Source organism: Bradyrhizobium sp. HKCCYLS3013 (assembly GCF_051167615.1).
Classification (GTDB): domain Bacteria; phylum Pseudomonadota; class Alphaproteobacteria; order Rhizobiales; family Xanthobacteraceae; genus Bradyrhizobium.
In genome coordinates, this window is the sequence record NZ_JBNPTK010000012.1 from 63,521 (window position 1) to 77,885 (window position 14,365).

The window sequence follows — 14,365 nt, forward strand, 5'->3', positions numbered from 1 at the left end:
CGGAAACGAGACGAGCATGGCGGCAGCGGCCCATTGTGGCATCGACTTCGGCACTTCGAACACCACCGTCGGCCTCAGCGATCATGCCTCAGCCCAGCTCATCCCCCTGGAGGGCGAGCAGCGGACCTTGCCGAGCGCGATGTTCTTCGATTTCGAGGATCACGGCATCCAGTTCGGGCGCAACGCGATCGAGCGCTATCTGACCGGCCACGACGGCCGCTTCATGCGCGCGCTGAAGAGCATCCTCGGCACCGCGCTGATTCACGAGAAGACCTATATCCGGCAGAAGGCGGTGCCGTTTGCCGGCATCCTCGGCTTCTTCTTCGCGCATCTGAAGACGCAGATCGAGAAGAGGCTCGGCAGGGAGATCAACCAGGTCGTGCTCGGCCGTCCCGTCCGCTTCGTCGACAAGGATGATGCGGCCGACGCGGAAGCGCAGAGCGCGCTGGAGGGAATCGCGCGCGACCAGGGATTCAAGCACATCGCGTTCCAATATGAGCCGATCGCCGCCGCGCTCGACTACGAGCAGCAGGTCGCGCACGAAGAGCTGGTGCTGATCGTCGACATCGGCGGCGGCACCTCGGATTTCTCGATCGTGCGCGTCTCGCCTGAGCGGCGCAGCAAGGCGCATCGCGAGGACGACATCCTCGCCAATGGCGGCATCCATATCGGCGGCACCGATTTCGACCGGCTGCTCAGTCTGAAGAGCGTGATGCCGCATCTCGGCTATGGCAGCCTGACCGCCGACGGCAAGCGCAATTTGCCGACGCTGTACTACCACGAGCTCGCCACTTGGCACCGCATCAACCAGCTCTACAAGAGAGGCGTGATCGGCGAGCTGCGCCAGATCCGCTACGAGGCCGAGCGGCGCGATCTGGTCGACCGCTTCATCAAGGTGGTGGAGGAGCATCGCGGCCATACGCTCGCGATCGGCGTCGAGCAGGCCAAGATCGCGCTGACAGCGGCGAAGTCGCTGACCTCGGTGCTGTCGGAGAAGGACGACTGGGCGCGCATCAAGTTCACGCGCAAGGATTTCGACCGCGCCATCGCCGATTCCGTCGAGCGCGTCGTCGGCACGGTGACGAAGCTGCTCGACGATGCCGTCGTCGAGGCCGCTGCCATCAACACCATCTTCCTCACCGGCGGCTCGAGCATGGTGCCGGCGCTGCGTCAGGCCATCCTGTCGCTGTTTCCGGCGGCGCGCATCGCCGAGACCGACCTGCTCGGCAGCGTCGGCATCGGGCTCGCGCTCGACGCGCGGCGCAAGTTCGGCTGACGCCAATTTCAGGAATGGCTCATTCGGGGGAGACCGTCGCGGCCGCCCGCGCCGGCTTCTTCGGTGCGTTCTGAAGCTGGGCGCGCGGCGCCGGGCGCGGCGCCGCCGATGTCGGGACGACGGCACGGACAGCGGCGGGCTTCGCGCGCACCGGACGGGCATCAGCCGCGCCGGTCCGCCCGGGATCGCCGCTGCGGATGATGCCCCAGGGTCCCGAATCCGCCCGAGGCGGCAGCGAATAGCCTGGCACGGTGCGACTCGTCCGCCGGGTCCGAGTCTGTTCTGCGCGCACCGGCGGTGCCGGGGCCTCGCCGACCGCGGGAGCAGCGACTGCGAGGGGCGCGGCGTCAATCGCAATGACCTCGGCCTTGGTGACGGCGGCGGGGGCCGGATCGAGGTCCACGGCAGGCCCGACCGGCGCCGGCGAGCCTGCGTCCGGAACGGCGTCCACGATCTGCCTTTCAGGTTGGACCGCAGCAGAAGGAGTGTCGGCCGGATCCGGCTCGTACAGGACCACGCCGGCCGTCTCGTCGGCCAGCCCGTGAAAAACATGGCTCGGCAGCAGAAACCCCGCCGCCGTCACGGCGACGGCCAGGCTTCGGCCAAGCGCGAGCTTCGTGGATGGGGGAACGGACATCGCGCCACCCGTCCGCCAAGCCAGGTCGACGCCGGCCACCGCAATGAACGCCGCAAGGCCGAGGCTGCCGCCGACCAGGGGCAGAACCGTCGAAGCCTGGACCAGAACCACGGTGAGCGTCAGCGCGGCCACGATCGGCTGCAACCGGCCTGACAGCCGCTGCGGCGAAGACATCCCGAGAAAACATCCGGCATAATAGGCATCGACGAGACAGCGTTCGTCGGACCAGAGCCCTCGCATGACCGCCATTCCGGCAAACGCCAGCGTGGCCGAGACGAAGGTGCGGGCTGCCCGCCCCGACTCTGCGACGTGCGGAAGCCGTTGCATGACCATGGTCAGGAACGTCCCGGCGAGACAGGCCGCAAGGATCGCGAGCGAGCCACCGAGCTCCTGGTCGAATTGATTCAGATGCCCCAGACGGAGCGATCCGCCTTGTCCGGCGAGCCACGGCCCGAGCGTGACGAATAGCAGCGATCCGATCGCAGCCAACACGCCGAGCCGACCACCATAGCCCTGCAACAGCACGACGCGCCGCCGGGTTTCGATCGCAGTGAAGATGCAGAACAGCAGGCCGCAGGATATCGACAGCAGATAGAGCGATGCCTCCTGTGGCAATCCGGTACGAGCGACGCTTTCGCTGAGCTGTCCGATCGGAGTCATGCCGCTGAAGCTGCCGCCATAGACCGAGGACGAAAACGTGGTCGCGGCGAGGTTGTCCGGAGACGCGACGACCAGGCCTGCGCACAGCACGACCGTCACCGCCGCCGAGGCGAGCGCGGGCGACAGGCCCAGCGCGTTCAGATGCAGCGTGGCAAGACAACCGAGAAAGGCGCCGGCGAAGGCCACGACAAGCGCAACAGGGAGATCAGAACGCCGCGGCTGAGGACGCGGCTGGAACAGGACCGGCAGGCCCGTCCGGTATGGCGCACCATCAAAGGCCTGCTGCATCTGCGAACCGCCCCCAAATGTGGATCGGCTCGGCCCTCACCTCCTCCTGACGCCGAACGACAGCCGCGATGCGGGCGAAAGATCCCACGTCGTTTGCGTCCTGACGTACGAGCATAAGACAAGAGCCGGACGGGCCTGCATCATCCGCTAAGCACCGCTGTGTGCACGATGCAGTGAAAACATGGCAAAACGCGTGCGGAGGTATGGCCGAGTCGGGTTATGGCCGCAAAAATGCTCGCGGCCCGTCAGGGGCCCGCCAACGTCGACGGATCAGGTCGCCACTCCGGCACGGGCTGCTGCACCTCATGGCGGGCCATGATGTGCTGTCGGGTCGTCGCGTGCGGCACCACCCGTGTCTGTTGGCGCTTCAGCCGCGCAGCCAGGACGCCCGCCGGCCGACCATCGCGACCGATCCGCCGGGACGGCTCTGCAGACGCGGGCGACGCGGACTCCTGGGCCGGCTCACTCGAGGGCCGCAGGGCGAGCGGATTGGCGCCCTCCGGATTCAGGATCTGAAGCGGCAGATCCGGCGCTGTGTCAGCGGCCGAGGCCGGCTCGCCGAACGCCGCGCCATCGCGCCGATCCTCGTCGTGTAAGGGCATCGTGGTCCGCACCGGCGCGGCGGCTTTGTCCGCGTTCACGAACGGACCGTTGGGCTCCGCCACCGGCGGCTGAAACATCAGCTCGCTGGCGAGCAGCACCGCGAAAATGGCGAGTGTGGCGACGAGTCCCCGCGTCCAGGCGAGGACGGTCTGCCACGGCGATTCCCCTGCCTCGACGAACAGACGAACCGCAGCATCCACGAAGATGACCGAGACGAAGGCGATGTATCCGAGGCTGCCGCCGACGCTCGGCAGGATGGGACCGGTGAGGATCAACAGGCCCGTCAGCAGCACCGCCGCAGCCATCGCCTGCGGCAGGCTGCGCAGCCGCCGCGACGACGACATGCCGACGAAGCAACCGGCAGAATAGGCGTCGAGATCAGGGGCCCCGCTGGGCAGAAGCTGCAGCGCCACGAGGCCGGCAAAGGCCACCGACGCCGCAACGAAGATGCGTACCGCGCGGCGCGACCCTGCCACGGGCGCCCAGCGCAAGGCGGCCATCGTCGCCAGCATGCCGACCGCGCACAACGCGAAGGTGAGCGCGGTGCTGCCGAGCCCCTGCTCCAGCGCGCCGCGGCGCGCGATCGGAAACAGCTCGCCCTCGGTGCCGAGCAGCGGCGCGAGACCGACGAACAGGAACGAAGCGACCGCCGCCAGCGCGCCCAGTCGTCCGCCATAGCCGCGCGCGAGCCCGCCACGCAGCCACATGTCGAGCGCACAGCCCAGACAGAACACCAGTCCACAGAACAGCGAGAGCAGCACGAAGGCGGCGTCGAGCGGCAGGCCGGCGCGAATGACGCTTGCGTTCAACAGCGCCACCGGAGTCATGCCGACGAAGCTGCCGCCATAGGCCGACGAGAAGAACGTGCTCGGCACCAGATCCGCGGTCCGTGTCAGGATCAGCGAGGCGCACAGCAGCAAAGCCGCCGCCGCCGAGGCAATCAGCGGCGACAGCCCGGTTGCACTCAGATGCAGGGTCATCAGACAGCCGAGGAACGCGGCGATGAACGACGCCAGCGGCGGGCAGCCGAGCTGGAACAGCTCCGAGCCGTAGAACGGAACGGCACGGCCGAGCTGCCGATCGCGCCATGTGCGTGGATCGAAGCTCTGCTCCGCCTGCAGACGACGTAACTGACGATCCGCCGCTTTGCGCTTCATGTCCACGACACCCCGAATCGCGCCCGCCCAAGATCTGCGTGATGATCTCGCGGCAGACGAATGGTTGACGTTCGGGCGCAACCCTGAGCCCGAGCCGGCACAGTTTCCTGCGACGGTTGTACGCACGCTGCAGTCGCGCAGGTTGCGTGTGCCCGAATTCATGCACTGCAATGCAACGTTGTGGAAGTATCGGGCTCCAGCACGGGCGTGAAAGTTCCTGGCAACCTTAATGGCGACGCCCGATGCGCATTATCAGTGACATGCGGGTCGGGCGGCGGAGCAACCCCGGCTTGCGGACGAGCTTGGTAAACGACAACATGGCGTCATGCTCTCGCCCACGTTGCAGACCGCCCGTCTGATCCTGCGGCCGCTGTCGCTCGCCGATGCGCCGGCGATCCAGCGTGGGTTCGACAACTGGAACGTCATCCGCAACCTCGCAGCCGTCGTTCCGTGGCCCTATCCTCCCGACGGCGCCGAGACCTTCGTGAGGCTGCAGCTCGACAGGATCGCGGCCGGCGAGGAGCTGTATCAATGGGTGCTGGCGCTGCGCGACGGTGACGGCGAGGCCATCGGCAACATTCACTTCCGGCCGCGCATGGAATCGACGAAGGGCCATCGCGGCTTCTGGCTCGCCGAGCCCTATTGGAATCGCGGGATGATGAGCGAGGCGGTCGCCGCCGTGAACGACTTCGCCTTCGGTCCGCTCGGCCTCGATCAGTTCACCGTCTGCAACGTCGCGAGCAACATCGCGTCACGGCGGGTCAAGCAGAAGACGGGCGCCGAGTTCGTCGGCTTCATCGAGGTCGCGCACCACAATGGCGAGACCCGCTCCGAGCAATGGATCGTGCGGCGCGAGACGTGGCTGCAACGCCAAGAAAAGCAACGCGCTCCCGCCTGAGATCGTCGGCGCTACGCGCTCGCCGTCACGTCAAGCACCGCCTGCGCAAACGCCTGCGGCGCCTCCTGCGGCAGGTTGTGGCCGATGCCGCCAGTGATCAGCCGGTGTTCGTAGCGGCCGGTGAACTTCCTGGCATAGGCTTCTGGCGCCGGATGCGGCGCGCCGTTGGCATCGCCCTCCATCGTGATGGTGGGGACGCTGATGTCAGGAAAGGTCGCGAGCTTCGCCTCCAGCGCATCGTATTTCGCCTCGCCCTGCGCGAGGCCGAGCCGCCAGCGATAATTGTGCACGACGATGTCGACGTGATCGGGATTGTCGAAGGCGGCGGCGCTGCGCGCGAACGTGGCGTCGTCGAACGTCCATTTCGGCGAGGCCGTCTGCCAGATCAGCCTGGCGAAGTCGCGCCGGTTCTTGTCGTAGCCCTCGCGGCCGCGCTCGGTCGCGAAGTAGAACTGATACCACCATTGCAGCTCGGCGGCCGGCGGCAGCGGCATGCGGCCGGCCTGCTGGCTGCCGATCAGATAGCCGCTGACCGAGACCATCGCCTTGCACCGCTCCGGCCACAGCGCCGCGATGATGTTGGCGGTGCGCGCGCCCCAGTCGTAGCCGGCGAGGGTTGCGATCCTGATCGCAAGCGCGTCCATCAGCGCGACGATGTCGGCGGCGACGGCGACCGGCTGGCCGCTGCGCAACGCGGACGGCGACAGCAGCCGCGTCGTGCTGTAGCCGCGCAGATGCGGAATGATGACGCGATGGCCGAACGCGGCCAGCGCCGGCGCGACGTCGGCGAAGCTGTGGATGTCGTACGGCCAGCCGTGCAGCAGGATGATTACGGGCCCATCGGCTGGACCTGTCTCGACATAGCCGATGCTGACCTCGCCGGCCGTGACCTGCTTGATCGGTCCGAGCGACGTCCCCGCCCCCGGGCGGATCTCCGGCAGCTTCGACGCCGACTTGAAGCCCTGCGCCTGCCCAGCGCTGGAGCCGAGTTGAAGGGCCGCAACGGCGGTTCCGGCAAGGGTGAGGAAGCAGCGGCGGCTGGGGCGAAGAACGGTCGGCATGGCGGAGGCTCCTGGTTCCGATGTGCCGTTGTTGTGCGCCTTGCGCCCGCGCGGCGCTTGGAGGAGGCATTGATTTTTCCTTGAGGCCGGCTTGATTTTGCTGATCGCGTGACGCGAAGGTGAAGCCGGCGGCCAGGACGGTGCATGTGGTATATTGCTTCGACGATTTCGTGCTCGATCCCGACCGCCGCGAGCTGCGCCGCGGCGGCGGCCTGGTCGCGATGGAACCGCAGGTGTTCGACCTGCTCGCGTTCCTGATCAAGACGCGGGACCGCGTTGTCAGCCGAGACGACATCCTCGCCGAGGTGTGGGGCGGCCGCATCGTCTCCGAGGCGACGCTGGCGAGCCGCATCAGCGCGGCGCGGAGCGCGATCGGCGACAGCGGCGAGGCGCAGCGCCTCATCCGCACCATTCCTCGCAAGGGTGTCCGCTTCGTCGGCGAGGTCCGTGAGCAGGCCGAAGCGGTGCAGACGCCGGCGGTGTCGGCCGCGCCCGCGTTCGACGGCCCCGCCATCGCCGTGCTGCCGTTCACCAACATGAGCGTCGATCCGGAGCAGGACTATTTCGCCGATGGCATGGCCGAGGACATCATCACCGCGCTGTCCCGCTGCAGCGGCCTCGCCGTGATCGCCCGCAACTCCTCCTTCATATACAAGGGCAAGGCCGTCGATATTCGGGCGGTCGGACGCGAGCTCGGCGTCGGCTACGTTCTCGAAGGCAGCGTGCGCCGCGCAGGGTCCCGCCTGCGCATCAACGGGCAGCTGATCGATGCGGCGTCCGGCGCGCATCTATGGGCGGAGCGCTTCGACGGTCAGCTGGACGACGTGTTCGCGCTGCAGGACCGCATCACCGAAAGCATCGTGGCCGCGATCGAACCGACGCTCGAACTGGCGGAAGGCGAGCGGCGGCGGGCGACGCCGCCGCTGCATCCCGACGCCTACGACCTGCTGCTGCGCGCCGCCAGCCTGCGTGACGCCTTCACGCCCGACAGCCTCGCTGCGGCGATCGTCTGTCTGGACCAGGCGTTGGCGATCGATCCCGCCTGCGCACCCGCGATGGCGGCTTGGGCCTATTGCCAGGCGCTGCGCCACTTCCAGGGCTGGAGCGTGCCGGACGAGAACTATCGCACGGCTGCCGTGGCGCGGGCGTGGCAGGCGTGCGAGCATGCGCCCAGTGACGCGCAGGTGCTGTGGATGGCGGCCTTCGCGATCTGGAACATGGCCGAGGACATCGCCCCGGCACGAGAGCTGTTCCGCCGCTCGCTTGTGATCAACCCGAACTCGGCGATGGCGCTGACCTTGAGCGGTTGGATCGAGATCATGGCCGGACACACGGCTGCGGGACGCGCGATGATCGAACGGGCGCGGCGGCTGAACCCGCGCGATCCGCGGGGATGGTTCGCAGCCGGAGCGCTGGCGATCTGCGCGGTGGCGGAGGACGATCGCGCTGCCGCCATTCAATGGGCGGAGATCGCGCTGGCGCAGAACCGGCGTTTCGCCGTCGCGCTTCGCGTCCTGATCGTCGCCCTGGTCAGGAACGGAGAGATGGCGCGCGCCGGCGACGTCGCCCGTCAGCTTCTGAGCCTCGAACCGCATCTCACGGTGTCCGAGTTCCTCGAACGGATCCCATTTCCGGCCGGGACGCTCGCCACAACCTATGCGGAGGCGCTGCGCGCAGCCGGTGTGCCGCCATGATCCCGTTCGCGTGCAGTGGACCATGTTGCAACTGGAATTTTCGACATGAACGGCACAGCTGCGAAACTTGGCTCGACCTCGTTCATACTACCTTAGGTTCCATTCCGTAGTTTCGCGGACATCGTCCGGCGGTCCTGTCGTTGGACGGCGGAGGGAATTAATGAGGAAATTGCTTCTCAAATTTTACGAGGATGAATCGGGCGCAACCGCGATCGAGTACGGCCTGATTGCGGCCGGCATCGCCCTTGCGATCATCACCATACTCAACAAGCTCGGACTCACCCTGGAAGGCATCTTCACGACCCTGACCACGAAGCTGAACGGCGGCTGACCGATCGATTGTCTGCGATGGCGTTCTCAGGACTGGAGCAATCCGGTCGCCATGGTCGGACTGGCCGGGCCTCGCGCCCGGCCTTTGTCTTTTTAATGGGCCTCCATTCTTCGATGGAGCAGCGCCGCAACTGGCCTCTCAGTGCGTCGTGCTGCGTCCCGCCTCCTCGCAGGCGTTCATGCAGCGACGGCAGGACTCGGCGCAGATCCGGCAATGGGCATGCATCTTGGCGTGCTTCTCGCACTCCTCGGCACATCGCCGGCAAGCCGCCGCGCAGGCCTCGAGCATGCGACTGATCATCTCCTGGTCGGAGCCCGTACGCCGCGTGGCAAGCCGGCCGGTGACGTTGCAGACGTCGGCGCAATCGAGATTGAGCCGGATGCATTGCGTCAGCCTGGCGACGCTGTCCTCGCCGAGACAGGCGTCGGCGCAGGAGGTGCAGATCTGTGCGCAGGAGTAGCACTCCTCGATGCAGCGGACGAGTGCATCGTCGACTCGGCCGCGGACGTGCGGGTGGGTTTCGATCATCTGTTGAGCGTGCATGGGAGCTCCTGTCCGTTGGACCCCGCGAGCGACAATGAAGATCGGCTGCAAAGGTTCTTATCGCCGCGCCGTTCGGTGCGATGCCTGACCTGTTCCCCGTGGCGCGACCTCGACCGTCTTACGATCCGCGTGACGGAATTATCAGTCCACCTGCGTCACGGCTTCCAGCCTTTCACTCCTGCCTCATGCGTATCAGCGCCATTTCGCAGAACTGCCATCCGAAACCTGGCGCCGCGCGCGTATGGACGACCCGGTTCGGTTGAGGCACTACACCTCTCGTCACTGACGTCGGCGGCCCGAGCCGCAGACCAAGAACGGGCACCCGAGCGAGGCGGCCGACGATGTGGAGGAATGGATGCTGGTTCCGATGGCCGACGTGCCGCGCTGGTATGCGGAGCGCAAACCCAGGGATAGCGTCGCGGTCCGGCACGGCACCGATACGCTGACCTGGAAGCAGCTCGAGCGCCGCGCCAACGCGCGCGCGCGCGCCTTCGCGGCCAAGGGCGTGAAGCCCGGCGACTTCGTCGCGATCGGCCTGCCCAACGGCAATGCGCTGTTCGAGACCAGCTTCGCGGTGTGGAAATGCGGCGCGACGCCGACGTCGCTGTCGTGGCGGCTGCCGCGCGGCGAGGCCGCCGCGGTGCTCGAGATCCTCAAGCCGTCGCTGGTCGTCGGGGGCGAGGCCGACTGGAATGCGCCGAACGCGCTGCCGGCCGATTTCATGCCCGAGGGCTTTTCCGACGCGCCACTCGCCGCGCCGGTGTCGCGCTATTGGAAGGCGATGACCTCGGGTGGCTCGACCGGACGACCGAAGGTGATCCTCGATCACCAGCCGGCGGTGACCGACACCGCCGCCGAGCCGCCGCTCGGAATCCCCAGGGGCGCATCGCTGCTCAATCCCGGTCCGCTCTATCACAACGCGCCGTTCATCGTGTCGCACTACGCGCTGTTCGCCGGCGGCAGCCTGACCGGGATGGTGAAGTTCGATGCCGAGGAGACGCTGCGGCTGATCCAGGCGCAGCGCATCCAGTGGGTCAACTTCGTGCCGACGATGATGCACCGGATCTGGGCGCTGCTGGAGGCGGTCCGCAACAGCTACGACATGTCGAGCCTGAAGATGGTGTTCCACATGGCCGCGCCGATGCCGCCATGGCTCAAGGAAAAATGGATCGAGTGGCTCGGGCCGGAGCGCGTCTACGAGCTCTATGGCGGCACCGAGCGCCAGGGTCGCACCGTCATCTCCGGCACCGAATGGCTTGAGCACAAGGGCTCGGTCGGCAAGATCGACGAGTCCTGCAAACTGCGCATCCTCGATCCCCAAGGCAACGACGTGCCGCCGGGCGAGAGCGGCGAGATCTACTTCCTGCCGGCCGATGGCGCCGGCAGCACCTATCACTACCTCGGCGCCGAGCCGAAGCGGCGCGCCGACGGCTGGGAGTCGCTCGGCGACATCGGCCGGCTCGATGCCGACGGCTACCTCTATCTCGGCGACCGCCTCGCCGACATGATCCTGCGCGGCGGCGCCAACATCTATCCGGCCGAGGTCGAGGCGGCGCTGATGGCGCATCCCGACATCCGCTCCTGCGTCGTGGTCGGCCTGCCCGACCCGGAACTCGGCCAGCGCGTGCATGCGATCGTCGAGATCGACCGGGCCAGGAACGCACAGGCTATTGTCGACGGCATGAGCGCGTTCCTCGCCGACCGGCTGAGCCGCTACAAGCACCCGGAGAGCTACGAGCTGGTCGACACCATGCTGCGCGACGATTCCGGCAAGGTGCGCCGCACCCTGCTGCGCGACGAGCGCGCGGAATGGATCAAGGATGGCCGCGACTTCCGTCTCGCACCCACCCGGGCACGACCGGCCGCAGACTGACCGCACGGAAATTTTTCGAACGTTTACGATGCCGGCGTAGACTCCGTCAGGGGAAGGAGAGTCCGCGCCATGATGTCGAGACGACGGTTTCTGGGCGCCGCAGCCACGGCCGCGGCGCTGCCCCTGGCGCGGATGCCGCGGGCGCGGGCCGAGCTGCGCACCATCCTCAACGACGCCAGCCGGCTCAACCCGACGCCGGTTGCGAAGCATGTGGTGATCCGCAAGCCCGCCACCGACGATCTGATCGCGCGGCTGCGCGCCGAGCTGAAGGAGGCTGCGGCCGCGAAACGTCCGGTGACCGCGGCCGTGGCCCGGCATTCGATGGGCGGCCAGAGCCTGCCGCGCGACGGCACGGCAATCACGCTCGACGGCGGCGCGATCGAGCTCGACACGGCGGCAAAGACCTATCGGACCGCGGCCGGCAACCGCTGGTGGGACGTGATCGCCGCGCTCGATCCCAAGGGCTTCTCGCCGGCCGTGATGCAGTCGAACAGCGATTTCGGCGTCGGCAGCACGTTCTGCGTCAATGCCCATGGCTGGCCGGTGCCGTACGGCCCGTTCGGCTCGACGGTGAAATCGATCCGCATGCTGCTCGCCGACGGCACCTTGGTGCAGTGCTCGCGCACGGAGAATGCCGAGCTGTTCGGGCTCGCGATGGGCGGCTATGGCCTGTTCGGCCTCATCGTCGATCTCGAGGTCGAGATGGTGCCGAACCTGCTGCTCGAGCCGCGCTTCGAGCGCATGGCGCCGGAGAAATTCGCCGAGCAGTTCACACGCAACATCGATGGCGACGCCAATGTGAAGATGGCCTATGGACGGATGTCAGTGTCGCGCAAGGCGTTCTTCGACGACGCCCTGCTCGTCACCTTCCGCCCCGCCCCCGATGCTCCGGCGACCCTGCCCGCGGCCGTGAGCTCCGGCAAGCTCACCGGCGTCGCCAACACGATCTATCGCGCCCAGACCGGATGGGAGGTCGCCAAGGGCCTGCGCTGGTTCATGGAGACCCGGCTCGGCCCCGCCATCTCCGACAGCCGCTACACCCGCAACTCGCTGATGGCCGAGCCGGTCGCCAATCTGGCGCAGAAGGACATGCACCGCACCGACATCCTGCACGAATATTTCGTGGCGCCGGAGCGGTTCGGCGAGTTCCTCACCGCCTGCCGCGAGATCATTCCCAAAGCGCGCGCCGAATTCCTCAACGTCACCCTGCGCTACGTCGCCGAGGACAAGACACCCGCGCTCACGATCGCGCCGGTGCGCCGGATCGCAGCCGTCATGTCGTTCTCGCAGGCGACCTCGCCCGAAGGCGAGATCGACATGCTGCGGACGACCGAAGCGCTGATCGACCGCATCACCGCGATTGGCGGCGCGTTCTATCTGCCCTATCGTCTGCATGCCCGCCGCGACCAGGTCGAGAAGGCCTATCCGGCGGCCGCGCGTTTCGTCGCCGCCAAGCGGCAGTATGATCCGAACCTCCTGTTCCGCAACGCGATGTGGGACGCCTATTTCGCATGAATACATCAGCAGCAGACGGCTTCGCATTGGACCGCTATCGCATCGCCGCGCTCGCGCTCGCCGTGGCGCTGCTATTCGCGGCCGCGACCGACTACATCCCTGCCTTCATCGATGCGCAGGGCCGCGTGTTCGGCCTGTTCCAGCTCGACATCTACAAGGATGCGCTGCATGTCGTTTCCGGCCTGTGGGCGCTGGCGGCGATGCTGACCCGCCGCAGCGCGGTGTTCTTCCTGCGCGTGTTCGGCTCGCTGTATTTCCTGGACGGCGTGATGGGCGTCTTCACCGGCTCGGGCTATCTCGACCTCTCGATCGTCATCGACGGCATCCGCGACACCTCGTGGCTGGTGAAGGTCCTCTCCAGCCTGCCGCATCTCGCGCTCGGCGCGATCGGCATCGCGGTCGGCTGGTCGCCGTGGCGTAGACAGGCTGCCGTCGCATGAGCCTGCGTCGCAAAGCGCTGTATCTTCTCGGCGTCGTCTTGGCAGCCACGGCGATCGGCATTGCCACCACCGTGATCAGCGTCGAGACGGTCTGCGTGGCCGACGTCCCGACCCCGGTGGTGAACTCCGACTTCGGCATCACCGATCCCGCCTATGCGAGGTCGCAGGGTGACAGCTTCCTGACCTTTCCTGAATGGTACATCGTCCACGCCTATGCCGACCTCGCTGCGGTGACCGGGCAGGCCTCGGAGTCCGACTTCCACTATCTATCGAGCGTCTCCGGCTTCTGGCGCAGCCTGTGCCGGGCCACGCGCCAGGCGGCCGGCTCCGGTCCCGCCACCTCGGAGCAGAAGCTGACGAACTACATCATCGGCTTCAGCTTCACCGCCGAGATGGCGTTGCAGGGCGCTTACGAGAAGAGCATCGGGGCGATCAGCTGGGAGACCACGGACGGCGTCAAGACGGCAGAGGACGTCTTCAACCTCGCTCTGCTGAAGGATTACGCGGCATTCCTGTATCAGACCCCCTGGTATCGCTATCCCTTCGTCGCCAAGCTCGATCAGTTCTGGCGCGAGACGCCCTTCGTGCCGTCGTTCCGCGCCGTGGAGCGGCGCGTCTCGCTCAGCCTGCAATATGCCGGGCGCGCCGCCTATGCGGCCGTCATCGGCTATGCGGCGGGCTACGATCCGGCCGTGCTGGCCATCCAGAGCGTCGTCACCGGCCTGCCTGCCGCCGAGCTTGCAGTCATGCCGGGCGTGAAGGTGATCCGTGAGGTCACGGACGCCAAAGGCATGAAGGGCGTGCTGGTGGAGACCGAGCGCTACGCCAAGTTCGATGCTTTCGCCAAGGAGCTCGGCCGTCATGACGGCGCCGGGCTCGGCGAGGTCGCGGGCAACCATCGCATCCTGGTCACGATCATGGTGCCGCCGGGCGACGGACGGCTGGCAGCTTTCGATGGGCTGCCTATATTCAGCGTCCCGATCCAGTCGCGTCCCGGTGCCCGCCGCATCGGCGTCGACGTACCGGTGCGGTCATTGGTTCAGGACATCGGCCGTTTCGAAGCCGCGGGATATACGTTCGAGCATGCCTACGACTATTGACCGGCCTCCCCCGTCCCGCGCCCTTCCCTTGAAGGGCGTGCTGGCCGTTGCCCTCGCCTGGTTTGCGGGCATGGCTGCCATGGCCCTGGTGATCAAGCCGGATGCGGTGGTCGTGTTCGGCCCGTCCGACCGTATGATCTCGGCGATCGTCGCCTCCGATGGAGCCTTGCTCGATGCCGGACGTTTCCACATCGCGGCCAGAACCGGAGCCTCGACTGTCGGCAGCCTGTATGCTGCCGGCGCGTGGCTGGTCTGGCCCCTGATCGGCAGGGGCTGCGGCCGCGGGTAG

13 protein-coding genes are annotated in these 14,365 nt (G+C 67.2%); 9 read left to right on the forward strand and 4 right to left on the reverse strand.

Annotation, left to right across the window (positions count from 1 at the left end):
* The first annotated feature begins 16 nt into the window (after nt 1–16).
* A complete protein-coding gene (locus ACQR1F_RS21420; protein WP_434913812.1) occupies nt 17–1,276 on the forward strand; it encodes an Hsp70 family protein in 1,260 nt (419 codons plus the stop codon).
* Nucleotides 1,277–1,295: 19 nt separating this feature from the next.
* Here the strand turns inward: ACQR1F_RS21420 and ACQR1F_RS21425 are convergent, their stop codons facing one another.
* Both ACQR1F_RS21425 and ACQR1F_RS21430 read right to left on the reverse strand, forming a co-directional pair.
* A complete protein-coding gene (locus ACQR1F_RS21425) occupies nt 1,296–2,861 on the reverse strand; it encodes a hypothetical protein (RefSeq protein WP_315804538.1) in 1,566 nt (521 codons plus the stop codon).
* 245 nt (nt 2,862–3,106) lie between these two features.
* The gene (locus tag ACQR1F_RS21430; RefSeq protein ID WP_434913813.1) at nt 3,107–4,621 is read right to left on the reverse strand and encodes a hypothetical protein; all 1,515 of its coding nucleotides are present in this window, start codon (nt 4,619–4,621) and stop codon (nt 3,107–3,109) included.
* 325 nt (nt 4,622–4,946) lie between these two features.
* On the opposite strand from ACQR1F_RS21430, the gene ACQR1F_RS21435 reads away from it, so the two are divergent.
* On the forward strand, nt 4,947–5,519 hold the full coding sequence (locus tag ACQR1F_RS21435; RefSeq protein ID WP_434913814.1) for a GNAT family N-acetyltransferase: 573 nt from the start codon (nt 4,947–4,949) through the stop codon (nt 5,517–5,519).
* A gap of 11 nt (nt 5,520–5,530) precedes the next feature.
* Here ACQR1F_RS21435 and ACQR1F_RS21440 read toward each other — a convergent pair whose 3' ends face one another.
* The gene (locus ACQR1F_RS21440) at nt 5,531–6,580 is read right to left on the reverse strand and encodes an alpha/beta fold hydrolase (RefSeq protein ID WP_434913815.1); all 1,050 of its coding nucleotides are present in this window, start codon (nt 6,578–6,580) and stop codon (nt 5,531–5,533) included.
* A gap of 146 nt (nt 6,581–6,726) precedes the next feature.
* Between ACQR1F_RS21440 and ACQR1F_RS21445 the strand changes: the two genes are divergently transcribed.
* Both ACQR1F_RS21445 and ACQR1F_RS21450 read left to right on the forward strand, forming a co-directional pair.
* Entirely contained in the window at nt 6,727–8,274 is a 1,548-nt protein-coding gene (locus tag ACQR1F_RS21445; RefSeq protein WP_434913816.1) for a winged helix-turn-helix domain-containing protein, read from the forward strand.
* A 160-nt stretch (nt 8,275–8,434) separates the two neighbouring features.
* Entirely contained in the window at nt 8,435–8,605 is a 171-nt protein-coding gene (locus ACQR1F_RS21450; protein ID WP_315736183.1) for a Flp family type IVb pilin, read from the forward strand.
* Nucleotides 8,606–8,743: 138 nt separating this feature from the next.
* On the opposite strand, the gene ACQR1F_RS21455 is transcribed toward ACQR1F_RS21450, so the two are convergent.
* The gene (locus ACQR1F_RS21455; protein ID WP_315804543.1) at nt 8,744–9,148 is read right to left on the reverse strand and encodes a four-helix bundle copper-binding protein; all 405 of its coding nucleotides are present in this window, start codon (nt 9,146–9,148) and stop codon (nt 8,744–8,746) included.
* A gap of 355 nt (nt 9,149–9,503) precedes the next feature.
* Here ACQR1F_RS21455 and ACQR1F_RS21460 point away from each other — a divergent pair, with 355 nt between their 5' ends.
* The 5 genes from ACQR1F_RS21460 to ACQR1F_RS21480 all read left to right on the forward strand — a co-directional run bounded on the left by ACQR1F_RS21460 (nt 9,504) and on the right by ACQR1F_RS21480 (nt 14,365).
* Nucleotides 9,504–11,021: an AMP-binding protein gene (locus tag ACQR1F_RS21460; RefSeq protein WP_434913817.1), complete on the forward strand. Its 1,518-nt coding sequence runs from the start codon at nt 9,504–9,506 to the stop codon at nt 11,019–11,021.
* Nucleotides 11,022–11,090: 69 nt separating this feature from the next.
* Nucleotides 11,091–12,536, forward strand: coding sequence for an FAD-binding oxidoreductase (locus ACQR1F_RS21465; protein WP_315804545.1), 1,446 nt, complete (start codon nt 11,091–11,093; stop codon nt 12,534–12,536).
* Nucleotides 12,533–12,976 (forward strand): DUF4383 domain-containing protein, encoded by a 444-nt coding sequence (locus tag ACQR1F_RS21470; RefSeq protein WP_315804546.1) that lies wholly within the window; start codon nt 12,533–12,535, stop codon nt 12,974–12,976. The genes ACQR1F_RS21465 and ACQR1F_RS21470 overlap by 4 nt, the downstream gene beginning before the upstream one ends.
* Complete coding sequence (locus tag ACQR1F_RS21475; RefSeq protein ID WP_316181214.1) at nt 12,973–14,076, forward strand: hypothetical protein; 1,104 nt, start codon at nt 12,973–12,975, stop codon at nt 14,074–14,076. The genes ACQR1F_RS21470 and ACQR1F_RS21475 overlap by 4 nt, the downstream gene beginning before the upstream one ends.
* A complete protein-coding gene (locus tag ACQR1F_RS21480) occupies nt 14,060–14,365 on the forward strand; it encodes a hypothetical protein (RefSeq protein WP_315804548.1) in 306 nt (101 codons plus the stop codon). Before ACQR1F_RS21475 ends, ACQR1F_RS21480 begins: the two co-directional genes overlap by 17 nt.